The organism is Citrobacter sp. KH_055_1 (assembly GCF_057838705.1).
Map to the genome: position 1 here is coordinate 2,196,890 of NZ_CM174473.1, position 24,516 is coordinate 2,221,405.

The 24,516-nt window shown below is 51.3% G+C and carries 26 protein-coding genes; 11 read left to right on the forward strand and 15 right to left on the reverse strand.

Annotated elements, in window-relative coordinates; translation table 11 throughout:
* Positions 1-39 precede the first annotated feature (39 nt).
* The gene (locus AC3ITF_RS10215; RefSeq protein WP_117342843.1) at positions 40-963 is read right to left on the reverse strand and encodes a LysR substrate-binding domain-containing protein; all 924 of its coding nucleotides are present in this window, start codon (positions 961-963) and stop codon (positions 40-42) included.
* Positions 964-1,183: 220 nt separating this feature from the next.
* Here AC3ITF_RS10215 and AC3ITF_RS10220 point away from each other — a divergent pair, with 220 nt between their 5' ends.
* Entirely contained in the window at positions 1,184-2,086 is a 903-nt protein-coding gene (locus AC3ITF_RS10220) for a manganese-dependent inorganic pyrophosphatase (protein WP_181689077.1), read from the forward strand.
* Between the two features lie 580 nt (positions 2,087-2,666).
* Here AC3ITF_RS10220 and AC3ITF_RS10225 read toward each other — a convergent pair.
* The 6 genes from AC3ITF_RS10225 to AC3ITF_RS10250 all read right to left on the reverse strand — a co-directional run bounded on the left by AC3ITF_RS10225 (position 2,667) and on the right by AC3ITF_RS10250 (position 5,790).
* Positions 2,667-3,149, reverse strand: coding sequence for a hypothetical protein (locus tag AC3ITF_RS10225; RefSeq protein WP_135911998.1), 483 nt, complete (start codon positions 3,147-3,149; stop codon positions 2,667-2,669).
* 50 nt (positions 3,150-3,199) lie between these two features.
* Complete coding sequence (locus AC3ITF_RS10230; protein ID WP_135911999.1) at positions 3,200-3,718, reverse strand: hypothetical protein; 519 nt, start codon at positions 3,716-3,718, stop codon at positions 3,200-3,202.
* A gap of 88 nt (positions 3,719-3,806) precedes the next feature.
* Positions 3,807-4,832 carry a hypothetical protein gene (locus tag AC3ITF_RS10235; RefSeq protein ID WP_115258435.1) on the reverse strand — a complete coding sequence of 342 codons (1,026 nt, stop codon included), beginning with the start codon at positions 4,830-4,832 and terminating at the stop codon, positions 3,807-3,809.
* Between the two features lie 64 nt (positions 4,833-4,896).
* Positions 4,897-5,094, reverse strand: a complete 198-nt coding sequence (locus tag AC3ITF_RS10240; RefSeq protein WP_489176386.1) for a hypothetical protein — start codon at positions 5,092-5,094, stop codon at positions 4,897-4,899.
* A gap of 142 nt (positions 5,095-5,236) precedes the next feature.
* Positions 5,237-5,449 (reverse strand): hypothetical protein, encoded by a 213-nt coding sequence (locus tag AC3ITF_RS10245; protein WP_489176387.1) that lies wholly within the window; start codon positions 5,447-5,449, stop codon positions 5,237-5,239.
* A gap of 11 nt (positions 5,450-5,460) precedes the next feature.
* Positions 5,461-5,790: a hypothetical protein gene (locus AC3ITF_RS10250; RefSeq protein ID WP_115258438.1), complete on the reverse strand. Its 330-nt coding sequence runs from the start codon at positions 5,788-5,790 to the stop codon at positions 5,461-5,463.
* A 598-nt stretch (positions 5,791-6,388) separates the two neighbouring features.
* Between AC3ITF_RS10250 and hglS the strand changes: the two genes are divergently transcribed.
* The 3 genes from hglS (at position 6,389) to AC3ITF_RS10265 (ending at position 9,973) form a co-directional block, all read left to right on the forward strand.
* On the forward strand, positions 6,389-7,732 hold the full coding sequence (gene hglS, locus AC3ITF_RS10255; RefSeq protein ID WP_115258439.1) for a 2-oxoadipate dioxygenase/decarboxylase HglS: 1,344 nt from the start codon (positions 6,389-6,391) through the stop codon (positions 7,730-7,732).
* Between the two features lie 193 nt (positions 7,733-7,925).
* Positions 7,926-9,581 carry a glucan biosynthesis protein D gene (locus AC3ITF_RS10260; protein WP_096756958.1) on the forward strand — a complete coding sequence of 552 codons (1,656 nt, stop codon included), beginning with the start codon at positions 7,926-7,928 and terminating at the stop codon, positions 9,579-9,581.
* A 167-nt stretch (positions 9,582-9,748) separates the two neighbouring features.
* The gene (locus AC3ITF_RS10265) at positions 9,749-9,973 is read left to right on the forward strand and encodes an HP1242/YdcH family protein (protein ID WP_003833168.1); all 225 of its coding nucleotides are present in this window, start codon (positions 9,749-9,751) and stop codon (positions 9,971-9,973) included.
* A gap of 66 nt (positions 9,974-10,039) precedes the next feature.
* Here the strand turns inward: AC3ITF_RS10265 and alr are convergent, their stop codons facing one another.
* The gene (gene alr / locus AC3ITF_RS10270) at positions 10,040-11,266 is read right to left on the reverse strand and encodes an alanine racemase (RefSeq protein WP_137362267.1); all 1,227 of its coding nucleotides are present in this window, start codon (positions 11,264-11,266) and stop codon (positions 10,040-10,042) included.
* 218 nt (positions 11,267-11,484) lie between these two features.
* Here alr and rimL point away from each other — a divergent pair, with 218 nt between their 5' ends.
* Positions 11,485-12,030 carry a 50S ribosomal protein L7/L12-serine acetyltransferase gene (gene rimL, locus AC3ITF_RS10275; RefSeq protein WP_117342836.1) on the forward strand — a complete coding sequence of 182 codons (546 nt, stop codon included), beginning with the start codon at positions 11,485-11,487 and terminating at the stop codon, positions 12,028-12,030.
* On the opposite strand, the gene ydcK is transcribed toward rimL, so the two are convergent.
* Entirely contained in the window at positions 12,022-13,002 is a 981-nt protein-coding gene (gene ydcK, locus AC3ITF_RS10280; protein ID WP_489176388.1) for a YdcK family protein, read from the reverse strand. The genes rimL and ydcK overlap by 9 nt on opposite strands.
* Positions 13,003-13,115: 113 nt before the next feature.
* Between ydcK and tehA the strand changes: the two genes are divergently transcribed.
* From tehA to AC3ITF_RS10295, 3 genes are all read left to right on the forward strand, one after another.
* Entirely contained in the window at positions 13,116-14,117 is a 1,002-nt protein-coding gene (tehA, locus tag AC3ITF_RS10285) for a dicarboxylate transporter/tellurite-resistance protein TehA (protein ID WP_115258443.1), read from the forward strand.
* Positions 14,117-14,713, forward strand: coding sequence for a tellurite resistance methyltransferase TehB (gene tehB / locus AC3ITF_RS10290; protein ID WP_117342834.1), 597 nt, complete (start codon positions 14,117-14,119; stop codon positions 14,711-14,713). The genes tehA and tehB overlap by 1 nt, the downstream gene beginning before the upstream one ends.
* 168 nt (positions 14,714-14,881) lie before the next feature.
* The gene (locus tag AC3ITF_RS10295) at positions 14,882-15,553 is read left to right on the forward strand and encodes a DUF3313 domain-containing protein (RefSeq protein WP_115258444.1); all 672 of its coding nucleotides are present in this window, start codon (positions 14,882-14,884) and stop codon (positions 15,551-15,553) included.
* A 43-nt stretch (positions 15,554-15,596) separates the two neighbouring features.
* On the opposite strand, the gene AC3ITF_RS10300 is transcribed toward AC3ITF_RS10295, so the two are convergent.
* Positions 15,597-16,505 carry a DMT family transporter gene (locus AC3ITF_RS10300; RefSeq protein ID WP_096756966.1) on the reverse strand — a complete coding sequence of 303 codons (909 nt, stop codon included), beginning with the start codon at positions 16,503-16,505 and terminating at the stop codon, positions 15,597-15,599.
* A 189-nt stretch (positions 16,506-16,694) separates the two neighbouring features.
* Between AC3ITF_RS10300 and AC3ITF_RS10305 the strand changes: the two genes are divergently transcribed.
* The gene (locus tag AC3ITF_RS10305; protein WP_489176389.1) at positions 16,695-17,564 is read left to right on the forward strand and encodes a helix-turn-helix domain-containing protein; all 870 of its coding nucleotides are present in this window, start codon (positions 16,695-16,697) and stop codon (positions 17,562-17,564) included.
* On the opposite strand, the gene AC3ITF_RS10310 is transcribed toward AC3ITF_RS10305, so the two are convergent.
* A complete protein-coding gene (locus AC3ITF_RS10310) occupies positions 17,547-18,713 on the reverse strand; it encodes a benzoate/H(+) symporter BenE family transporter (RefSeq protein ID WP_489176390.1) in 1,167 nt (388 codons plus the stop codon). The genes AC3ITF_RS10305 and AC3ITF_RS10310 overlap by 18 nt on opposite strands.
* A gap of 105 nt (positions 18,714-18,818) precedes the next feature.
* On the opposite strand from AC3ITF_RS10310, the gene AC3ITF_RS10315 reads away from it, so the two are divergent.
* A complete protein-coding gene (locus AC3ITF_RS10315; RefSeq protein WP_115258447.1) occupies positions 18,819-19,355 on the forward strand; it encodes a helix-turn-helix domain-containing protein in 537 nt (178 codons plus the stop codon).
* A 78-nt stretch (positions 19,356-19,433) separates the two neighbouring features.
* The gene (locus AC3ITF_RS10320) at positions 19,434-21,395 is read left to right on the forward strand and encodes a peptidase U32 family protein (RefSeq protein ID WP_489176391.1); all 1,962 of its coding nucleotides are present in this window, start codon (positions 19,434-19,436) and stop codon (positions 21,393-21,395) included.
* A gap of 3 nt (positions 21,396-21,398) precedes the next feature.
* Here AC3ITF_RS10320 and AC3ITF_RS10325 read toward each other — a convergent pair whose 3' ends face one another.
* From AC3ITF_RS10325 to AC3ITF_RS10340, 4 genes are all read right to left on the reverse strand, one after another.
* Positions 21,399-21,629, reverse strand: a complete 231-nt coding sequence (locus AC3ITF_RS10325; protein ID WP_096756971.1) for a DUF2554 family protein — start codon at positions 21,627-21,629, stop codon at positions 21,399-21,401.
* Positions 21,630-21,815: 186 nt separating this feature from the next.
* Entirely contained in the window at positions 21,816-21,941 is a 126-nt protein-coding gene (locus AC3ITF_RS10330; RefSeq protein ID WP_096756972.1) for a DUF2474 domain-containing protein, read from the reverse strand.
* Positions 21,941-22,951, reverse strand: coding sequence for a cytochrome d ubiquinol oxidase subunit II (cydB, locus tag AC3ITF_RS10335; protein WP_115258450.1), 1,011 nt, complete (start codon positions 22,949-22,951; stop codon positions 21,941-21,943). Before cydB ends, AC3ITF_RS10330 begins: the two co-directional genes overlap by 1 nt.
* Entirely contained in the window at positions 22,951-24,354 is a 1,404-nt protein-coding gene (locus AC3ITF_RS10340) for a cytochrome ubiquinol oxidase subunit I (RefSeq protein ID WP_489176392.1), read from the reverse strand. The genes cydB and AC3ITF_RS10340 overlap by 1 nt, the downstream gene beginning before the upstream one ends.
* Between the last annotated feature and the right edge of the window lie 162 nt (positions 24,355-24,516).

The following is a 24,516-nucleotide window of genomic DNA, read 5'->3' on the forward strand; positions in this document are numbered from 1 at the left end:
GGGACCCGCGGGTCCCTTTATTTTTGGCGGCGGGAAAGATCAAAACGGGACAGTTTTGCGGATCGCGGCGATGAGGATCTGTGCGGCGGTAGAGAGCTGAACGTCGCTACGGGTCAAAATGCCAATGGGTTCGCCGGATCCTTGCGACGGTATCGGTAATGACACCAGTGTGGCCTGGCGTAAATCTTCCCGCACCGCGCCTGACGGCACAAACCATACGTAGTCGTAATCCACTGTCAACTGGCGCGACAGCGATGCCGACAGCGTTTCAATACAACCTCGCGGCAGTTCACACCCCTGGCTTAGCAGCAGGGCTTCCGCATGCTGCCTCGGCGCGGTACCTTTTGGCGATACCACGACCGGCCACTCCATCACCCGGCTTAGCGTGATGGTTTCCTGCAACAGCGGGTGGTTAGGGCGTACTACCAGCTTGAGCGACTCGAGAAATAATAATTCGTAGTTTAGCCCGACCATGAGTTCCGCATCGGCCATCCGGCCAATGCCGAGATCGATTTCCCCGGATTTTAACCCAGCGAGGATCATCGGGTTACTCATGGTGGCAACTTGCAGCGTGGTCTCCATTTGCTGCTTGTGGAACGGACCAATGACGGCGGGAAGAATACCCAGTGCAGCCGTCGGTAGTGCCCCGATGCGCACGACATCATTATGTGCTTCTTCCCGACGATTTAATGCCTGACCGGCCGTATTGAGTGCGTCCAGCACTCTTACCGCATGGGTAAGAAACTGTTCGCCGGGTAGCGTTAACTGCGCACCAAGGCGACCGCGCTCGAAGAGGCGTGTCCCGGTCAGTTGCTCCAGTTCGTTGAGTGTTTTGGAGAGAGCCGGTTGACTCAGGTTTAGGGTTTCAGCCGCGCGCCCCAGCGTCCCCTGTTGGGCAACGGCGACAAAAGTGTGAAGATGGCGCAAGCGAATACGCTGATTGAACAGAACATTTTTTTCCATAAGCGATGTTAAAAACAGAGCCGTATCGGTAGCAAGTAAAGTTGTTGGTTTTTGATAACCTGATAGCAAAATATTATTAACATTTATCGTATTTTACTTACAACTGATTTATTTTGCTTATGTTTTGTACTGCCTGACTGCGCAGCGGGATCATGGAAGGGAATGTACCCGATCGTTATACTTTGGTTATTGTTCTCTTCACATTACAAGGCACTGATTAATGATACATGTCATAGGGCACCTTAATCCCGATAGCGATGCCATCTGCACCGCCGCGATGACTGCGCGCTGGTTAACCTTACGCGGCCAGCAGGCGACGGCATGGCGCGCGGGTGAACCTAACCGTGAAACACAATTTATCTTTGAGCACGCGGGACTCTCGATGCCCGAACTGCTGACGTTTCCGTTGACCGACAGAGATGTCTGGCTGGTGGATTTTACTGAACCCGCTCAGGGTCCAGACTCTCTGGCTGAGAGTAATGTCGTTGGTATTATCGATCACCACCGCCTCGGCGGTTTGATGACGCGTTTACCGCCGGAAGTGTGGGTGAAACCGGTCGGCAGTAGCGCGACGCTGTTATGGCAACTGATGTCGGAAGAGGAGCGTCGCCAGATCTCTTCCTCCGAGGCCGTGTTGCTGCTGGGGGCCATTTTGAGTGACACTGTCACGCTACGCTCACCTACCACTACGGCAGACGACTGCCAGGCGGTGGACGCGTTGGTCGAAAAAACGGGAGTTGATCGGGAGGCATTCTGCCGCGACCTGCTATCAGCTAAAACCAGCGTGGAGGGGATGAGCGCCCGGCAACTTCTCAATAAAGATTGCAAAACGTTCACGATTCATGGGCACCAGGTCTGCGTGGCGCAGCTCGAGCTTTACGCACTGGATCAGGTGGCGCCGGTGCTGGACGATTTGCGTGCGGAAATGGTGCGCTATGCTGAGGAACACCATGCTGCGCTGGTCGTGCTGATGCTGACGGATATCAACAAAGGCGACACCAGCCTGTGGTTTGCCGGAAAAGAACTGACAGATATCGCGCAGCCCTGCAAGGTTGAAGGGATGCTGAGTCGTAAAAAACAGATGCTGCCGTGGCTGGAAAACCATTTGAAACCACGCCAGTAAGCACCGTTCATCGTCTACGCGGGTGGGGGGAATTCATGCGGGATCACAGTTTGATATTCGGTATGAATATTAAAAACAACCAGTTGCGAGCTTGTGCAGGTAGTTATTGTATGAAACTGTTGTGATAGCAGCAAGCAAGAACATACACAGGAGTACGTAGTATTCATAGCGCTGGACAAATTTGTCTAGCATGAATACTCCTCACTTTCTCGGGGAAATCCCCGAGAAAGAATAGTTTTCTCTGGACAATTTTGTCCATTGAAATTAAGCCATTTTAAGCGGTTTTGTGAGTAGGTAAGGTGATTGCCTGCCTTGCATCATTTAAACGCTCTGTAGGCTGTCTGGTTAGTCGTCCTTCGGACTCTATACCATTTTGATCTTTCATAGCCAAAGCTATTCATCATGTAGGCGGTGTGATAATTCTCACAGCGGTGAATGTGCTTATCAGTGCGGTAGTAAGAAGGGGAATAATTAACGCAGTAGTAGTATCAAAACTCTTTCCGGTGAAATAAAAACAGAAAAGGGAACCATAATATTAGGCTACCCCTTCTCAACTATTCTAAATGCACAAAAATGTGCATTAATCTTTCCTAAGCTCTCTCAGCTTATCCATCAGCTTACTTAATTCCTCCATCAACCTATTATGATCACGTTCTTCTGATTCTTTCATAATACGTTCTGCTTCTTCCCGTCTTGCCGTACTCAATAGCCGTTCACGTTCTTCAACCTGCTTTCTTAATCGTTGTTCGAATTCTTCTACATCGATGGAAGCTACCACCACTGGATTCTCTAGCAGTTGGTACAGGGGAGTAAATAATTCTGTATAGGGATCTATAGCGTCTACAGTAGGAGGTGAGCGATAGTAGGTTAAACCCTTTCTCCATCGTGCAAGCTGTGCATAGTTCAGGCTAGGTTTCTTCCCTGTACCATCATATGCTTCTTTCACAGCATCCAACACAGCAGCAGGTTTCACACCCTTGCTTATCTTGAGCGCTTCCTTCATACGCTTCTCTTGTGGCTGTGTGCTATCTCCGAGCAATATTAAATTAACGTTCTTCATCATATGCCCCTAAAAAGTTAAGGCCGTATGTTAATACACACTGCCTTTTACGTTCAAGCGTCCTCTGCTGGTTCCCAGTCTGGAAAGATAGCTTTCATCTGATCGATAGCTTTCTGTTTAGCTCGTGTTGCAGCTTGTTCTACAAAGGCTGCTACTTCTGCTTGAGTCTCAAGTTCAATCTTTTCCACGATACCAGCAAAAATAGATTTCTGATTGTCCTCAGAAGCAACCATAGCAATCATCTGATTCTGTTCCTGTGACGCTCTGAGAAGCTCCGTAAGGCGGTTAACCTCTTCCTTTAGCTTGTCCTCTTTACTCTTGCCTGAACGTTGCTGAGAGACTCCTAGCTCGTTAGCGAAGAAGTTAGTTAACCAACGTTCTTGTAAACGACAGCCAGCAGAAGCATTTAACCACTTCAAGAGAACTCGCAAATTAACACGTTTCTCTTTTACAGCATCACGCAGCTTAGCCAGTTCAACACCACGAGAAACAGACACACCTGCTTCATTGTTAGATTTCTTAAATGGATCAAGATTAATCAATTTTAGAAAATCACCCGCATTAAGCATCATTTGCAATATCTCCATTCACAAATTTATTTCCACTAAAAAAAAGGCCGGATTTCTCCAGCCCTAATGTTGTATAAAACAGTGCTTTTAGTTAGATATTCCAATACAAGATGACACTATCACCGTGTTTATCGTTGTACACAGTAGTAACATTTGCTGGAGTAGGATCGACAGCAGGTGTTACATCGGCTGCTGGTGCTACATGAATAACAACCGGAGTTGGCTGTGGTACAACAGGAGTCAGTGGAACAACGTGAATCACCACAGGAGTTGGTGCAGGTGGTGTAATGTCAGTGATCGTTTTCACTGTACCAGTTTTCAGGTTGGCAACTTTCTCAGCATAGTGAGCTGGACCATACATGCCGACAGTTGCAATACCCAGCGTATTCACTGAACGTTCAAAGCCATACTCACCATAGGTGGCAACATGCTTGTTATAACCAATACCAGCCTGCTCATTGCCCACATAACCTTGCATGTGGACAGTTACGCCAGTATCGTCACGAACCGCTACCGTACGGCTACGGAAGTCTGGTGCGATTGCTGTCTGAGCAACACGAGTCATGTCACCAGATTTCAGCATGTGGTTAACGACGCCAGCATTTGCTACATCGTTATATGCTTTCACTGTCCCAATCGCAGTGTCGCCGTCTTTGGTAGCATGAACACTCAGACCACCAATACCGTCAGCATAGCTACGAATACTCACATGAGATACTTCACCGTTAGTGATGGCTTTAGTGTGAGAACGCATATCAGCAGACACAACTGTAGAAGTTTCACGAGTTATATCACCAATGGTGGTGGTAGTTGTGCCCATGAAAGTGCCGTCTTTAAAAGACGCGGTATGAGTGGTATGGTCTGCAATGTTCTGAGCAACAGGATGATCGCTCATGTTGATAGAACCTTTAGAGAAGCCAGTGAATCCGCCACTAGCGTTCATACGCCCTGCCAGTTTACCACCGAAGGAGTGGCTACCAAACGCATGACCAATATTACCACCATGACCATGACCACCAAAGTTGTGACCACCCATTCCGCCATGACCACCATGACCATGAGCAAAAGCAGACATTGGAAGAACAATTAACATTGCAACCACTGATTTCTTAAACATTATGAAAACTCCATTTAGGATTAATAGGGTGCTATCATCATTAATTCTTTATTTATCGTTTTATTTATCGTATGCCGTCTTTCACATAAGTAATTGAAGCTGTGATAGCCATAAGAGCACCAACCCAAACAGCAGGAATGAAAGCAATTAGAGCAATAAATCCCGCGCCTAAACCAGCCATATAAAATTGATCGTCTGTCAGCCAAGATAACCACCAATAAACACGATCACTTCCATATTCCATGAACATAATAAAGCTCACGAGAACATACCAGCCTCCAACTTCAAATCCTCTGTTGAGATTTATTTATATAGAAACTCTTGAACAATATTAATTGCTTATTCACTTGGTGCTTTAGTTTTACCTTGTATATCAACATAAGTTAGAACTTGTCCATTATGTTCTACATAGGCGTGATCAGAGTGGTTATCAGTGAGTTAGTCAGACTTTCTTCCTTCTTATCTTGAATAAGTACAGTTGCATTGTGCAGATAGGTTTCTGTCATTCCGTCATCATATGAGATAAACACATCTTCAATAATTTGCCAAAAAGCGACCACAACAAGATTGATAAATGAAACAGGATGAATAGTAACATCACCCGCTATCACATTCATTGTGTACACCTCTACAACATTACGGCTGCTGTAGCTGAAATCATGTCTATCATCTGTTTTTCGATGCGAACAAGATCAGCTAACAGGGCAGCATAACGACGGTATTCACCAACAGGAAGATTAAACACAATATCCATTTCTCCTCGTTCTTGACACGCATTGAAGGAAGCAACAACGTATTCAAAACCACGCTTATCAGTAGCTGCACGAATGGCCCCTTGCACTTGCTTGATGTTTGACTCTGTTACCTTAATCATTGCATGGCATTCAAAGTTAGCCGTCATCAGTGACGGGGGAAGTGCATTATCAATAAACACAAAAGCAAACACAATGATAAACATAGTGAAACATATGATATGAGCACGAATGGCTAATTGTGGTTGATATATGTTCTATTTTAAGTGCCATTCATGCTCTGCATGATTGTTAACTTTCAATGGGTAAATCAACGGGTAAACCACGGAGGTATTGAGTGGTGCATTCCCGCGTATTGTGTTAGCCAGTATGTGATGGCAATGAGGCATGTAGTACGGGGAGGGTTTTATAACGCGTGAGTTATTTACAAGTAAATCTATACCCACCTGTGTATGATATGGACTACTCAATACACAACATACAAGAGGCATGCACATAACATAGGGTGCGTGTGGCTAAGTGTGTGATATGTCTACGATGAAGTGATAACAGGAGATTATCACGGTGAGAGAACGAGATAGTTTAGCAAGAGTGATCGATTACCTGTAGGCCATGTCACAGGGTAGGGTACACTGAATCGCCTCGTGTTTTCTATGATTCCAGTGTGACCCGCATGATTGCTGGATCTTTAATGTCTCCGTGCTTATCAAAAGTTTGGGTGCTAATCACAGATTGTAAATTCTTCCCACCGGACTCGGTAGCGTTCTCTACACTCCAGGTAATATTCACTGGAGGCATGACATTATGGCGAACACCATCACGGCAGATGAGATTCGGGAACAATTTTCGCAGGCAATGTCAGCAATGTACCAGCAGGAAGTCCCGCAGTACGGCACGTTGCTGGAACTTGTCGCTGATGTGAATCTGGCGGTACTGGAAAATAATCCGACGCTGCATGAAAAACTGGCCAATGCGGATGAGTTAGCGCGTCTTAACGTTGAGCGGCACGGTGCGATCCGGGTAGGGACCGCGCAGGAACTGTCCACGCTGCGGCGGATGTTTGCCATTATGGGCATGTACCCGGTCAGCTATTACGATCTCTCCCAGGCGGGCGTTCCCGTCCATTCCACGGCGTTTCGCCCCATCGATGATGCTTCGCTTTCGCGTAATCCGTTTCGGGTGTTTACCTCGCTATTGCGCCTCGAGTTGATCGATAACGTAACATTACGCCAGCGGGCTGCGGATATTCTCGCAAAACGCGATATTTTTACGCGCCGTTGCCACGAATTACTGGACGAGTTTGATGCGCAGGGTAGTTTTACATCTGCCCTGGCTCAGGAATTTGTGCATGAAGCATTGGAAACCTTCCGCTGGCATCAGCATGCTACGGTAGATGAAGAGACCTATCACGCGCTACACAACGAACATCGACTGATTGCTGATGTGGTGTGTTTCCCCGGTTGCCACATCAACCACCTGACGCCACGCACGCTGGATATCGACCGTGTGCAGTCGATGATGCCGGAATGTGGCATTGAACCGAAAATCCTTATTGAAGGGCCGCCGCGGCGCGAGGTGCCTATTCTGCTGCGCCAGACCAGCTTTAAAGCGCTGGAGGAGGCGGTGCTGTTTGCCGGTGAAATGCGTGGTACGCACACTGCACGTTTTGGCGAGATTGAACAGCGCGGCGTGGCGCTGACCCCAAAAGGCAGGCAGTTATATGATGAACTTCTGAGTCACGCGGGAACGGGTAAAGACAACCTGACGCACCAGCTACATCTTCAGGAGGTGTTTAAAGCCTTCCCTGACAGTGAGTTTTTGCTACGCCAGCAGGGGCTGGCCTGGTTCCGCTATCGACTAACGCCGTCGGGCGAGGCGCATCGTCAGGCGATCCGACCGGAGGATGACCCGCAGCCGCTGATCGAACGAGGCTGGCTGGTGGCTCAACCGATCACCTACGAAGATTTCTTACCGGTGAGCGCTGCGGGCATTTTCCAGTCTAATCTGGGCAATGAAACCCAGGCGCGCAGTCATGGTAACGCCAGTCGGGATGCGTTTGAACAGGCACTGGGCTGTGCGGTTTATGATGAGTTTGTGCTGTATCGGGAGGCTGAAGAGCGCAGTAAACGGCGCTGTGGTTTACTTTAATGGAATTTACACGGGATTCGGTCTGTTCCCATCGACATAATATATTTTCGATTTTGTACAGATAATCGGCGACCAACAATTGGATTATTAATGAATTTTGTCTAGAGTGAGCGGTCAGAAATGTGCACTCTCTTGCCGCAGATTTTGACCGGCGCGGGACCATTCACACGACCAGAAGGACTTACTTTCAGGCATGAATCGTAGACGATTTATTAAAGGTTCAATGGCAATGGCCGCCGTGTGCGGAACCAGTGGTATTGCATCACTCTTTTCCCGTGCTGCCTATGCGGCAGAGTCTGACATTGCAGACGGAAAAACCGTACGTTTTGATTTTTCCGTACTGCAATCAATGGCCCATGATTTGGCACAAAAACCGTGGGGCGGTGCGCCGCGCGCGTTGCCGGATACGCTGGCGAAACTCACGCCTCAGGCTTACAACAGTATTCAGTACGACGCCGAGCAGTCGCTGTGGAATAACGTTGAAAATCGTCAGCTGGACGCGCAGTTTTTCCATGTTGGCATGGGGTTTCGTCGCCGCGTGCGCATGTTCTCGGTTGATGACAGTACGCATCTGGCGCGTGAGATCCACTTCCGCCCTGAACTGTTCAAATACAACGATGCGGGCGTAGATACCAAACAGCTCGAAGGGCAAACCGATCTCGGATTCGCTGGTTTCCGCGTGTTTAAAGCGCCAGAACTGGCCCGTCGTGATGTGGTTTCTTTCCTCGGTGCCAGCTATTTCCGCGCCGTCGATGACACCTATCAGTACGGTTTGTCTGCGCGTGGCCTGGCGGTGGATACCTATACCGACAGCAAAGAAGAGTTTCCTGACTTTACCGCGTTCTGGTTCGAAACGGTCAAACCGGGTGCGACCAGCTTTACGGTGTATGCGCTACTCGACAGCCCAAGCGTAACCGGTGCGTTTAAATTTGTGATCCACTGTGAGAAAACGCAGGTGATCATGGATGTGCAGAACCATGTCTACGCCCGTAAAGACATCAAACAGCTCGGCATTGCGCCGATGACCAGCATGTTCAGCTGCGGTAATAACGAACGTCGGATGTGCGATACCATTCACCCGCAAATCCATGACTCCGACCGCCTGGCAATGTGGCGCGGCAACGGGGAGTGGATCTGCCGTCCGCTGAACAATCCACAAAAACTGCAGTTCAATGCCTACACCGATAACAACCCGCGCGGCTTTGGCCTGTTGCAGTTGGATCGTGACTTCTCCCACTATCAGGACATCATGGGCTGGTACAATAAGCGCCCAAGCCTGTGGGTCGAGCCGCGTAACCAGTGGGGCAAGGGGACCATTGGCTTGATGGAGATCCCAACCACCGGTGAAACGCTGGATAACGTTGTCTGCTTCTGGCAGCCGGAGAAGGCGATCAAAGCTGGTGACGATCTGGAGTTCAAATATCGCCTGTACTGGAGCGCACAGCCACCGGTACGCTCACCGTTGGCGCGCGTGTTGGCAACCCGCACTGGCATGGGAGGATTCCCGGAAGGGTGGGCACCGGGCGAGCATTACCCGGAAAAATGGGCGCGCCGCTTTGCCGTTGACTTCGTCGGTGGCGATCTGAAAGCCGCTGCGCCGAAAGGTATTGAGCCGGTGATTACGCTCTCCAGCGGCGAAGCGAAGCAGATTGAAATCCTCTACGTTGAGCCGATCGATGGCTATCGTATTCAGTTTGACTGGTATCCGACCTCTGACTCAACCGATCCGGTAGATATGCGCATGTTCCTGCGTTGTCAGGGCGATGCGATCAGCGAGACCTGGCTGTATCAGTATTTCCCGCCAGCACCGGATAAACGTCAGTACGTTGACGACCGCGAAATGCGTTAATCGCACGGTCTGTGGCTCTCCTGAAGGGGAGTCACAGACCTCATCTCTGCTGAAACATTCTGTACGCTATTTACTCGATCCTGTTCGCATTTTTCCCTATGTCAAATGGGTAAGCTGAAGGTGTGTATTTCTTATACACGCTTTTTGTCCACTAACAGGGAGAAAGTATGTTTCCAGAATACAGAGACCTCATTTCCCGACTGAAATCCGAGAACCCTCGCTTTCTGTCTTTATTCGAAAAACACAACAGCCTTGATCATGAGATTTCCAGACTGGAAGGTTCGGATGGTCGGGGATACAGTTTGGATATTGTTCGCCTGAAGAAACAGAAACTTCACCTGAAGGAAGACCTGCTCAAAATCCTGCAAAAAGAGAGTGTCAGTGAGAGCTAAATAGTACGGCTCTCACTGTGTAAAAGGGCTTTCCGCAAAAAATGGGAAGCCCTTCCTGTCAAAGACTTAATCGACCATAACCCGTTTGTTCGTCGCGCCCCATAGAATCGACATTTCGGTGAACAGCGCACCGCTGATTTCTTCCACTTCCTCTGCGCTAACCTGTGCCTTGCCCTGTTTACCGAACAGCACCACCTCATCACCAGAGGTCACCAGCGGCAAATCGGTCACATCGACAATCAGCGTATTCATTGACGTTTTACCCAGCACCGGTACCCGTTGGCCGCGGATCAGCACATGTCCTGCGTTGCTGAACACGCGACGATAGCCGTCAGCATAACCTGCCGGAATGTTAGCGAGAACGGAATCGCGTTTGAGTGTATATGTACGGTCATAGCCGACGGTATTACCTTTCGGGTAATGGTTTACCGACGCAATCGATGATTTAAACGTCATCACGCGTTTGTATTCTGTGCTGGCGATGGTATCACCATAAAAAATTCCGCCAACGCGCACCAGATCCAGCCATGATTCACGCACGGTCAGCGTGGCGAAGGTATTGGCCACATGCAACGTCACGTCTTCGCGCTTCAGTCCGGTAATCTTGAGAACCTGGGCTGATTGGATATTGAAGCGGGCCAAATCGCGCTTGACCACCGCGGCATCTTCTTCCGGGAAATGCGACATGATGCCGACAATTTTCAGTCCGGGTAAGGCCGAAATAGCGCGGGCTTCTTCCAGTCCGGCCGCCGTGCTGACTTCCAGACCGTTGCGCGACATCCCGCCAGAGTTTAACGCCAGATGAATACGGATGGTTTTGCCTTTCTCCTGAGCAATGGCGCTCAGACGTTTCGCCATGTCCAGATTGCCAATCAGCTCCTCAGTATCAAAATCTGCCGCCTGACGCATCTCTTTTTCCGTGGCATTACGCACGCGCATCAGTTGTGATGTAAAACCGGCCTGACGCACGATGCTGATTTCTTCATTACTGGCGACGCCAATACACTGCACGCCATTTTGCATCATCACCGGCGTGACGAGAGACAGGTCGTGCCCGTACGCATCGCCTTTGAGAATGGCGCACAAGCGAGTTTTATCTCCCAGCAACTGCTGAACTTTGTGGATATTATATTCCAGCGCGCTGCGGGAGATCTCCAGGGTGGTATTATCCACCACCACCTGCTTGCTAACCGCATAAGGCACGGGACCGGTCTGCGAGGTGGGAACGGGTTGGTGACAGGCGGTGATCAGAAACAGCGGGATAAGTGCTAAACGACCCAAAGGTGCTGCCATGCTTGCTCCTTAGCAAAAAAATAGCGGTATTATTGTCATCATTGCGGATCATCCCCATGAGGATGCCCGGTTAATCAGAGTAGCGGGTTCAGCGCGGTAGATTGTCGCTAAGTGATTGCTGTTACAGCATAAAAGTATGATGTCCGGGGTGATAAATAGATTAATATCTGCGGATGCCAGTCAGAAATGCCCCGTTAACGAAAGTGAAGGAGATAAACATGCCAGAAGTCATCCCCGTCAGCGACACGCTGGAACTGCGGGCAGTCGAAGAGCAACACGTCACGCCATTGCATCAACTGGTACTCAAAAATAAGCGCTGGCTGCAGCAGTCGCTGAACTGGCCACAGTTTGTCGAATCCGAGGATGACACACGCAAGAACGTGCAGGGCAATATGATGCTGCACCAGCGCGGCTACGCCAAAATGTTCCTTATTTTTGAACAGCAGAACGTGGTGGGGGTGATCTCGTTTAACCAGATCGAACCGTTGAACAAAGCTGCCTATATTGGTTACTGGCTGGATGAAGAACATCAGGGGAAAGGCATACTGTCCCGGGCGCTACAGGCGTTTATTCAACATTACGCGCAGCGCGGTGAGATCCGCCGTTTTATCATTAAATGCCGAGTAGATAACCGTGAAAGCAATCAGGTCGCACAGCGCAATGGTTTCCTGCTGGAAGGTTGTCTGAAGCAGGCGGAGTTCCTCAACGGTGAGTACCATGATGTGAATCTCTACGCCCGTATCATTGATTGCGCCTCAGAATAAGCCAGCCAGAGGCGTGCGGGTAATACGTTGCTCGCCGTTGATCACTTTCGGGCCGCGCAGATGAATCGCGTCGCCCTCAAAGGCCTCGATGCAAGCCTGGCCGGTAACCTCAATGTGATGTTCGATCAGCACTTCGCCATGGATACAGGCGTGGCCTTCAATGAGAATGCGATCGTCAAGCAGGATTGGGCCACCGCGTAGGCACGCATGCCCCCCAACCAGCACGTGATGCTTCAGGACGCAGTTACCCTCGATCACGGCGTGCTCCGCCACCTGTGAGCTGTAGCGCAGGGTAGGAATGGCATCTTCATCAGTTCCGGAGGTAACCCGAGCATGGCCGTAAACTTTCGCGCAATCGCAGATCCAGACGTTATTTTCTTCATTGCCTTCTATTCGCGCAAAATCAAAAACTTCGGCGCGGTGTTCGATAAAGGCATAATTGACGACAGCGTCGCCATAGATTTGCGCCTGATGCACAACGCGCGAGTTGCTGACGGTTGCGCGGTCATAAATGTGCAAAATCTGGTCGCTTTCACGGGTTAATCCTTTGGCGGCAATGATTTCTGAACCACTCAACACGCGAGCCTCACCGGAAAGGAGGCATTCCCCACGGACAGTCGAATCTTTGACCGTGACGTTGTCACGTATTTCTGCGCCATGGCTGATTTCTGCCTGGTCAATCCATGCGTTATCGCCAACTTGCGTCCCCTCTCTGATCACGCTTGCACGGGTAATGCGGGCGTTGCCGGAGATAACCGCCCCGGCAAAGGCGATGGCATTCTCATCGTAAATCCAGCAATCACCGTTTTGCGCCAGCACGCTTTCGTCGTCAATCCAGCCGCCTGGCGTACCGGCTTGCACATCATTAAAGTCGGTGAGGGCGATGACCTGGTGTAGCAATACGTTTTTTTTGTGGCCATTATCCTGATAACTGAAGGAACGTGGCTCATCGCTCAGACGGTATTTGGTCATAAAGAATTTCCCAGTTGCGCACCTTAGTTAAACGTAGCAAAGTTTTCAGCACTGGCTAAACAGCCGTAAATTCCATAAAATGTATTTCAAATATACTTTAAAAAATAAACAAAATGAGTAATAACAAATACAGTGAGCGAGTTCTTAATCTTCCGGCCGGTTATTTTGGCATGGTACTGGGAACCATCGGGATGGGTTTTGCCTGGCGATATGCCAGTCAGATATGGCCGGTGAGTCACTGGATAGGTGACGGTCTGGTGATCCTCGCGATGGTCATTTGGGGGCTGTTGACGCTGGCATTTATGACCCGTCTGGTGCGTTTTCCCCACAGCGTGCTGGCGGAAATACGCCACCCGGTGATGAGCAGCTTTGTCAGTCTTTTCCCTGCCACCACCATGCTGGTGGCGATTGGTTTCGTTCCCTGGTGCCGGCCCTTAGCCGTGGTCTTGTTTGGTATTGGGGTGGTGATCCAGCTGTCGTACGCAGCCTGGCAAACGGCAGGGCTGTGGCGGGGTTCTCATCCGGAAGAAGCTACCACGCCGGGTTTGTATCTGCCGACCGTGGCCAATAACTTTATCAGCGCCATGGCCTGCGGCGCGCTTGGTTACACTGATGCCGGGCTGGTGTTTCTCGGGGCGGGCGTCTTCTCCTGGTTAAGCCTTGAGCCGGTTATTCTGCAGCGTTTACGCAGTTCTGGTGAACTGCCGGCGGTATTACGTACCTCGCTGGGTATTCAACTGGCTCCGGCGCTGGTGGCCTGTAGTGCCTGGCTCAGCGTCAACGGTGGCGAAGGCGATACGCTGGCAAAAATGTTGTTCGGCTATGGCCTGCTGCAACTGCTGTTCATGTTGCGTCTCATGCCGTGGTATCTGTCTCAGCCGTTTAATGCATCATTCTGGAGCTTCTCGTTCGGCGTCTCGGCGCTGGCAACGACGGGGCTGCATTTAGGCCACGGCAGCGAGTCAGGTTTTTTTCATACGCTGGCGATCCCGCTGTTTATTTTTACCAATTTTATCATTGCGCTATTACTGATACGCACGTTTGCATTGCTGATGCAGGGAAAACTGCTTATTCGCACGGAGCGTGCAGCATTACTGAAATCTGAGGATAAATAATGACCCGTTGTGACGAAAACTACTTTACTGAGAAATATGATTTAACCCGCACGCATTCCGATGTTGTCGAGGCGGCAAAAATTGTTACGCCAGGCAAAACATTAGATTTAGGCTGTGGGAATGGTCGTAATAGCCTGTACCTGGCGGCTAACGGTTATGACGTGACGGCGTGGGATAAAAACCCAATGAGCATTGCCAACCTTGAGCGCATTAAAGACGCGGAAGGGCTGACCAATCTGCACGCTGAGGTAGCGGACCTCAATGCGTTACGCTTTGACGGTGAATATGATTTTATTCTTTCAACCGTGGTGATGATGTTCCTCGAAGCAAAAACTATCCCGGGCTTGATTGAAAATATGCAACGCTGCACCAAACCGGGTGGATATAACCTGATCGTCGCGGCAATGGATACCGATGATTTTCCGTGCACCGTTGGGTTCCCGTTTGCGTTTAAAGCCGGAGAATTACGCCGCTATTACACCGGATGGGATCTGCTGAAATATAACGAAGATGTGGGTGAACTTCATCGTACGGATGAGAACGGCAACCGTATTAAACTGCGCTTTGCAACAATGTTGGCGCGTAAAGCTGGTTAACCTACCCATTTGTGATAAGCCTTTCTACGTTCAGCATTTTTTTTGTGCTGAACGTTAAGATAACGTTAAGATAAAATTGTGCGGTCCTTACCATTTTTAGTGCATCCAAAATGATTCTGATTTGCTATTCTTTTCAGGCACCATTGCGAAAACTAAAGGGACCGTTTCATGCGTACTCAAACTTTATTTAAAGTTGCAGTGCTTACTGGCCTGTTGGCATTATCTGGCTGTGCATCAAAAGTGACTCAGCCGGAGAAATACTCTGGGTTTTTAAAAGACTATTCTGGCCTGAAGGAAACTAAATCAGCAACGGGGCAACCGGTGCTTCGTTGGGTTGACCCTAGCTTTAATGAATCTAAATACGACAATATCGTTTATAACCCGATTACGTATTATCCGGTTCCTAAACCAACCACTCAGGTTGGACAACAGGTTCTTGATAGGCTGCTGAGCTATACCAATACTCAAATGAAAACCTCCATTGGTAAGCGTAAGCCGCTGGTGACAACGCCTGGCCCACGTACTTTGATTTTCCGCGGGGCGATCACTGGTGTTGATACCAGTAAAGAAGGGCTGCAATTCTATGAAGTGGTTCCGGTTGCACTGGTTGTTGCCGGTACACAAATGGCAACAGGGCACCGTACCATGGATACCCACCTCTATTTTGAGGGTGAGTTGATCGATGCGGCAACCAATAAGCCGGTAATTAAAGTTGTCCGTAAGGGCGAAGGCAAAGATCTGAATAACGAGAGTACGCCGATGGCGTTCGAAACGTTGAAGAAAGTTGTTGATGACATGGCGACCGATGCCTCCATGTTTGACGTAAATAAAAAGCAATAATGAAAAACGCACCGTCTGCTTTCTGCGGATGGTGCGATTTTTTTCAGGCGACCCGGCGGCGGTACAGCAGTTTCCCCATCAGCATTTCCGGGCGGGTGAACATCACCAAATTCCCCAGTAAAATCAGCACTAATCCGGCAATGGCATTAATCTGCCAGACATACCCCTCATACAGCGTAGACAGCGTCAGTGCCACCAGTGGAAAAAGCAGCGTGCTGTAGGCCGCCTTGCTGGGACCGATACGTCCGACCAGCGTGAAATAGGCGCCAAAGGCAATCACCGAACCAAAAATTGCCAGATACAACAGCGCGCTAAGATAACTGAAGGTCCACTGAGGTGTGAAGTTGTCGCCGCGCACCAGGGCAATGGTAGCAATCAACACGGTGCCGTATAACATCGCCCAGCTGTTGGTGGTCATCACCTCGAGGCCATTTTTCTGATGGCGCAGGCTTATCATGTTGCCCAGTGAGAAACCAAACGTGCCGAGGGCGCTCAAGCCAATGCCCAGCAGCAGTGAATGATTTAACCCGCTGTTGACTAAATCTTGCCAGAACAAGGTGACGATGCCTGTCAGGCCCAGTCCGGCGGCGACATAAAAACGTCGCGGCGGTTTTTGACCAAAAAACAAGTAGCTATTAACCGCGTTGAACAGGACTGCCATTGAGAAAATAACCGATTCGAGTCCGGTATTGATCCATGCGGCGGCAGTGTAAAAACACCAGAAGTTAAAACAAAAAACGCAGCCGCCTTGTAACAAACAAAACAGATGGTCACGTGCGGAAAGCTTACGCAATTTTCCGCTGACCAGCAGAATGACTATCATCACCGTGCTGGCAACGGCAAAGCGCCAGAAGATAGAAACAGGGGCGGCAACCGGGCCTTGTTGCAGATAAATGGCAATCCATGTCGTGCCCCATATCACCACCACCAGACTGTACAACAGTGCGTTCATACATCGCTCTCATTTTGCCTATTCAAAGGCAGACTGTGCCACGCCACTTCCGAGGGCGCTTTCATCCGATTGCGGGAGACTTGCAAAATCTTGCGCTTTTTTTTATGCAAAGCGGAAAAGAGGGCTGTTAACACCCTGTTGCTGAGATAGACTGAAAGTCTGCTCACAACGTCTTTTGAAAGTGATGGTATGCCTCAGCCCTACGATGCCTTTGAAAACTTACGCAAACATAATGCCGTGCTGCATGAATCGGTTGCGTTACATTCTGGGATCCAGCTGGCGGCGTGGTCGAACAAACGCGATACCATCACCCAATATTGCGATCACCATACGCTCAGTTTGTATGTGGCAGATGGCTATGAGAGTTACCACAAAACGGCGGGCGGCTGGAAGAACGGCGGTGGCCCGGACCGCTTCTGCCTGATGCCCAAAGAGAGTGAATCCAGTTGGGATATCCGCGACGATCTGTCGTTTGTGCATCTCTACTGCACCGACGCGCATTTGCGTGAGGTGGGGGAGAAAGTCTGGGATAAGAGCCCTTATAGCGTCACGCTGGACGAACATACTTTCGGCAGCGATCCGGGGATCACCGCTGTGTACCGCCAGTTTCTGCTTGGTAATGACTGGCAACAGCCTGCTAACCATCTCACGCTGAGCGCCGCATCTTCGCTGTTATTAACGCACCTGATCCAGCATTACAGTAACGTACAATGGCGACCGCCGGTGGTGACGGGCGGACTCGCGCCCGTCACCTTGCGTAATGTGCTGGCCTATATCGACGCGCATTTGGCGTACCCCATCACCCTGAGCGATTTGGCAGGTGAAGCGGTGTTGAGCGATTTTCACTTCGCCCGAATGTTCCGCCAGTCGATGAACATGGCGCCCCATCAGTATGTCATGCAGCGCCGTATGGCGCTGGCGCAGCAGCTGGTTTGTTACTCTTCCCGCAGCTTGTCTGATATCGCGATGACCTGCGGGTTTAGCTCCGCCAGCCACTTCAGCAACCGTTTTAAGCAGGTGACGGGCAAAACGCCCTCGCAGCTACGTGCGGCGCGCTAATCTCAGCACCGTGTAGCACACCCCTCCGGCAATTAATCCCCAAAATGCAGATCCAATCCCCAGCAGCGTCAAACCACTGGCGGTGACCAGAAAGGTGATTATCGCCGCGTCACGCTCGGCTTCTTGATGCAGCGCCTGATACAGGCTGCCGCTAATCGTCCCCAGCAGCGCCAGACCGGCCAGCATCTGGATCCAGCTCACCGGCAGGGCCGCCATTAACCCGGTCACTGAACCGCCGAATACGCCTGCCAGCAGATAGAAAACCCCCGCGGCAGCGGCCGCTAACCAGCGTCGCTGGGCGTCCGGGTGCGCTTCCGGGCTTTGGCATATCGCGGCGGTGATGGCGGCAATACAGATGGAGTAGACGCCAAACGGGGAAAACAACAGCGCCAGCAGGCCGGTGAACACGATCAACGGCGAAACGGGTAATGAATAGCCGGAGGCCTTCATGGTGGCAATGCCGGGGGCATTTTGCGAGGCCATGGTGACCAGAAACAGCGGCAAAGCAATACTGATGCTGTGGGCGAGGGAAAAATGGGGGGCGATAAATTCCGGCATCACCGGTGAGAGAGTGATGTTGTTAGTGACAGCGTCACCTTTTATCAAAGCAATCATTATTCCCACCAACATCGCAGCAATGACCGCGTAGCGCGGGGCGACAACTTTGAGCACCAACCACGCCAGTAGCATGCTGCCGCACAGGAGCAGCTCGTTGTTCAAACTATTAAATGCCTGTAGGCCAAAACGCAGCAGGATCCCAGCCAGCATCGCTGACGCCAGCGAGTGAGGGATGACTTGCATCAGTCGGGCGAACAATCCTGTCACGCCGCACAGGACAATCAGCGCATTGGCGACAATAAATACGCCAATTGCCTCCTGAATAGTGACACCCTGCAGACCGGTGACCAGCAGCGCTGCACCGGGCGTTGACCACGCGGTTAATATCGGCGCACGGTACCATAACGTTAATGCCAGCGTACTGACGCCCATGGCGATGCCCAGCGCGGTCATCCAGCCGGCAATTTGCCCGGTAGTTGCCCCGGCGGCTATCGCCGCTTGCCAGATAATCGCCGCTGAACTGGCGTAGCCGACCAGCACAGCAACAAAACCAGACAGTACGGTAGGCAGAGGGAGTGAATATGTGCGCATAGCGGCTCCGCGTGCGTTATAACGGTCGGCCACTGTAGCACTGTGCGCTATAGCGTACAAGTGATAGTCTAGTGCTTTGCCACATGAGATCGAGGGAGATAACGAATGGACAATGTTACCCACTATCTGGCGACCACGCTCAGGGCGTTACGTCAGCAGCGGGAATGGAGCCTTGCACGTCTGGCGCAGGAGACCGGCGTGTCAAAAGCCATGCTGGGGCAGATTGAGCGCAACGAATCCAGCCCAACGGTGGCGACATTATGGAAAATCGCCACCGGGCTGAACGTTCCCTTTTCGAGCTTTATCACGCCGCCGGAAGCGGAGAGCACGCCCGCATTCGACCCGCAGCAGCAGGCGATGATCGTCACGCCGTTGTTCCCGTGGGATCCACAGCTCTGCTTTGACCATTTTTCGATACTGCTGGCACCGGGAGCGCTTAGCGAATCTACCCCGCATGAGACCGGTGTTATTGAACATGTGGTGGTGATTAATGGCCTGCTGGATATGGACATTGACGGCAGATGGCGAACGTTAAAAACCGGTGAGGGGGTGCGTTTTGCCGGGGATACCGCACACAGTTATCGGAACAGCAGTGAACTGCCGGTTCACTTTCATTCGCTCATCCATTACCCACGGAGTTAATAGGGAAAACTATTTCGCAACGTCGCGCTTCTGACTACAATAGCCGCCATTTTACCGCTTTTGGATGGTAACAACCGTATGCCTCAGCAACCTCATCGTCTTGAATTGTTAAGCCCGGCCCGTGATACCGCGATTGCGCGCGAAGCCATTTTGCACGGCGCAGATGCCGTTTACATTGGTGGACCGGGGTTTGGTGCACGTCATAATGCCAGTAACAGCCTGAAGGATATTGCTGAACTGGTGCCTTTCGCCCATCGCTATGGGGCAAAAATCTTTGTGACGTTGAACACGATTTTACACGATGATGAGCTGGAACCCGCTCAGCGGTTGATTACCGACCTGTATCAGACCGGCGTTGATGCCCTGATTGTACAGGATATGGGGATTCTGGAGCTGGATATTCCGCCCATTGAGCTGCATGCCAGCACCCAGTGTGATATTCGCAGTGTCGAGAAGGCTAAGTTTCTCGGTGATGTTGGGTTTACCCAGATTGTACTGGCGCGCGAGCTGAGTCTGGAACAGATTAGCGCCATCCATCAGGCTACCGACGCGACCCTTGAGTTTTTCATTCACGGTGCGTTGTGTGTGGCGTATTCCGGCCAATGCTATATTTCCCACGCCCAGACCGGGCGCAGCGCTAACCGTGGTGACTGCTCTCAGGCTTGTCGCCTGCCGTATACCCTGAAAGACGATCAGGGGCGGGTGGTGTCATACGAAAAACACCTGCTGTCGATGAAAGATAACGATCAGACCGCTAATCTGGGCGCGTTGATCGACGCAGGCGTGCGGTCCTTCAAAATTGAAGGCCGCTACAAAGACATGAGCTACGTGAAAAATATCACCGCCCATTATCGCCAGATGCTGGATGCGATTATCGAACAGCGCGGTGATTTGGCCCGTGCCTCAGCCGGTCGTACAGAACATTTCTTTACCCCCTCAACGGACAAAACGTTCCACCGTGGCAGCACAGATTACTTTGTCACCGCCCGCAAAGGGGATATCGGTGCATTTGACTCGCCGAAGTTTATCGGCTTGCCGGTAGGCGAAGTGCTGAAAGTAGCAAAAGATCACCTTGATGTTGCAGTGACGGAGCCGCTGGCTAACGGCGATGGCCTGAACGTGTTGATCAAACGCGATGTGGTTGGATTTCGCGCCAATACCGTCGAGAAAACGGGGAACAACCGCTATCGGGTCTGGCCGAATGAAATGCCGGCCGATCTGCATAAAGTGCGTCCGCATCATCCGTTGAATCGTAACCTCGATCATAACTGGCAGCAGGCGTTGACCAAAACGTCCAGCGAACGTCGCGTGGCGGTCGATATTGAACTGGGCGGCTGGCAGGAACAGCTGATCCTGACGCTCACCAGCGAAGAGGGCGTGAGCATCACCCACACGCTGGATGGCCAGTTTGAGGAAGCGAACAACGCGGAAAAAGCGCTGAGCAATTTGCAGGAGGGGCTGGCAAAGCTTGGGCAGACGCTGTATTACGCCCGTGATATTCAGGTGAATCTGCCGGGCGCACTGTTTGTGCCGAACGGTCAGCTTAATCAGTTGCGTCGTGACGCCGTTGAAATGCTGGACGCAGCGCGACTGGCCAGTTACCAGCGTGGCCGCCGCAAACCGGTAGCCGACCCGGCCCCGGTTTACCCGCAAACGCATCTGAGTTTTCTGGCAAACGTCTATAACCATAAAGCGCGCGCGTTTTATCACCGTTATGGTGTTCAGCTGATTGATGCTGCTTATGAAGCGCATGAGGAAAAAGGCGAGGTGCCGGTGATGATCACCAAGCACTGCCTGCGTTTTGCCTTTAATCTGTGCCCAAAACAGGCCAAAGGTAACATCAAAAGCTGGAAAGCAACGCCAATGCAGCTGGTCAACGGTGACGATGTGCTGACGCTGAAATTTGATTGCCGACCGTGCGAAATGCACGTCATCGGCAAGATGAAACATCACATTCTGAAAATGCCGTTGCCGGGCAGCATCGTGGCTTCCGTCAGTCCGGATGAACTGATGAAAACGCTGCCGAAGCGTAAAGGCTAAGCGTTAACTTTGATGGGTATCGGGTTTGCGCGATTTTTGCCAGTGATGGTGTTCGCGGAGATCGGCGGCGGATTCTTCCGCCGTCATACGCAGTTCATCGCTGTCAGCCGTGTGACGTAATAAGTGATCGGCATCCTGCACCTGAAGATATTCATGTCCCTGATTAGTAGCGAAAAGCTGGCCAGAAAAAAGCGCACTGGTCAGCAATAACACCGTTAACCCTTTCTTAAACATCATTCACCCTCTGGTACGTTTTAACAAAAATTGCTGTAATTTCGTCGGGTTACTATTTCATTATTTAATCGGGTTAAAGGCAATCGGTGTTTCATCAATTCGCCGGTTATTGCATTTTTGTTTATATAACGTTGGGATTTTAGCTGTCGGGTAACGCTACGCTACCCGACCAATATGAATGCAGACTCAGGACTTAAAACCTGCAGCCGTCATCAGCACACGGAAGACCATGCCAACAGCGGCCAGGGCCAGCACGCTGCCGCCCCACAGGATCACCAACCACATCAGGCGTTTCCAGATTGATTGTTGCATCAATGATACCCCTCACCAGGTTGAACTTTGCCGCGAAAAACGTAATAGCTCCAGAAGGTGTAGACGAGGATTATTGGGATAATCAACAAGGCACCTACCAGCATAAAGCCCTGACTTTGTGGCGGGGCTGCCGCCTGCCAGAGGGTGATGGACGGTGGAATGATATGCGGCCAGATGCTGATCCCCAGTCCGCTGAAACCGAGGAAAATTAGCCCCAGCGTCAGGATAAACGCCAGTGCATGGCTGTGCTGCTGGCCCAGCGAACGCCACAACCACAGGCTGATCAGCGCGACCAGGAGTGGAACCGGCATCAGGAACCACAGGTTTGGCAGGCTAAACCAGCGATCGGCAATGGCGCTGTGCGCCAGCGGTGTCCACAGGCTGATAATGGCAATGACGACCAGCAACGCCAGCAGCAGTTTTTTGGCGGCGTTGCGCATTTTATCCTGTAGTGGATTTTCGCTTTTCATCACCAGCCATGTCGCACCCAGCAGCGCATAGGCCACCACCAGGCCCACGCCGCAAAACAGCGTGAAAGGGGTGAGCCAGTCGAAAGGTCCGCCGCTGTAGCTGCGTCCGCTGACTGAGAATCCATTAAGCACCGCACCGACGACAACGCCCTGGGTAAAGGTGGCGAGGATTGAACCGCATATAAACGCTTTATCCCAGAATGGCCGGTGTGCGGGCGTTGCTTTGAAACGAAACTCAAAGGCCACACCGCGAAAAATCAGGCCGATTAGCATCAGGGTTAAGGGGATGGTCAGCGCATCGACGATCACCGCGTAGGCCAGCGGAAAGGCACCAAACAAGCCTGCGCCCCCCAGCACCAGCCAGGTTTCATTGCCGTCCCAGACCGGCGCGACGCTGTTGACCATCACATCGCGATCGTCGGGGTCCTGAATGGCCGGAAATAAAATGCCAATCCCAAGGTCGAAACCATCCATCACGATATACATCAGCGTGGCGAACACGATGATAACGAACCAGATAACTGATAAATCAATACCCATTAGCGATGTGCCTCCGGTTGAGAATCGAGGACCGCAGCGGAAAGCGGTCGTGCAGGAGTACCCGTTGGCGGACTCGTCGGGTCATCTTCCTGCGGTCCTTTACGGATCAGGCGGATCATGTAGCTGTAGCCCACACCGAAGACCGAACTGTAAACCACAAAGAAGGCCATCAGGCTGATGCTCATGTGCAAATCGCCATGTGCGGAAACCGCATCCGCCGTCCGTTGCAGGCCATAAACAACCCACGGCTGACGACCGACTTCGGTGGTCACCCATCCGGCCAGAATGGCAATCAGACCGGAGGGTCCCATCCATAGTGCGAAGCGCAGGAAAGGACGCGAGGTATACAGGCGTTGTTTGTAGCGCAGCCACAGGGCAAATGTGCCGAGCAAGATCATCAACATCCCCAGCCCCGCCATAATGCGAAATGACCAGAACACCATGGTGGAGTTAGGACGATCTTCTTTCGGAAATGCTTTCAGAGCCGGAACTTGTTTATCCAGACTGTGGGTCAAAATCAGGCTGCCCAGCGCGGGTATTGCCAGCCCGTAGCGGGTGCGCTCCTGTTCCATATCCGGCCAGCCGAACAGCAACAGCGGGGTCGGTTCACCGGACACGTTTTCCCAGTGGCCTTCAATGGCGGCAATCTTGGCAGGTTGATGCTTCAGGGTGTTAAGTCCATGCATATCGCCAATCAACGCCTGTAATGGGGCGACGATCAGCATCATCCACAGGGCCATTGAAAACATGGCACGAATTGCCGGCGTATTATTTCCACGTAATAGATGCCAGGCCGCCGACGCCGCGACAAACAGGGCGCTGCTCAGGAAGGCGGCGACGGACATATGCAGTAGACGATAGGGGAAGGACGGATTGAAGATGACGGCAAACCAGTCCACCGGCACGACTTGTCCGTTGATAATTTCGTAACCCTGCGGTGTTTGCATCCAGCTGTTGGAGGCGAGGATCCAGAAAGTTGAAATAATGGTGCCCAGCGCGACCATACAGGTGGCGAAGAAGTGCAGACCTGGACCCACGCGCTGCCAGCCAAACAGCATCACGCCAAGGAATCCTGCCTCGAGGAAGAAGGCGGTCAGTACTTCATAGGTCAGCAGCGGCCCGGTGATACTCCCGGCGAACTCGGAAAAACCGCTCCAGTTGGTACCGAACTGGTAGGCCATTACCAGGCCCGAAACCACGCCCATACCAAAGTTGACGGCGAATATTTTAGACCAGAAATGATACAGCGAACGCCAGGTGGGATTTTTAGTTTTCAGCCACAGACCTTCAAGCACCGCCAGATAGCTGGCAAGACCGATAGTAATGGCCGGAAAGATGATGTGAAACGACACCGTAAACGCGAACTGGATGCGCGCCAGGTGAAACGCGTCAAGACCGAACATGCTTAACTCCGCAGGCAAAATTGATTTAGCGCAATTCTATGCCTGAGGAACAGTGGGGGGCAGAAACAGAACAGTTCTTTTTAACCATAACAGTTGCAGTGCTGTTATTTGTTAGTGGTACTGATATGAAAACTTCATTTTTCAAACGCCCATAAAATCAAT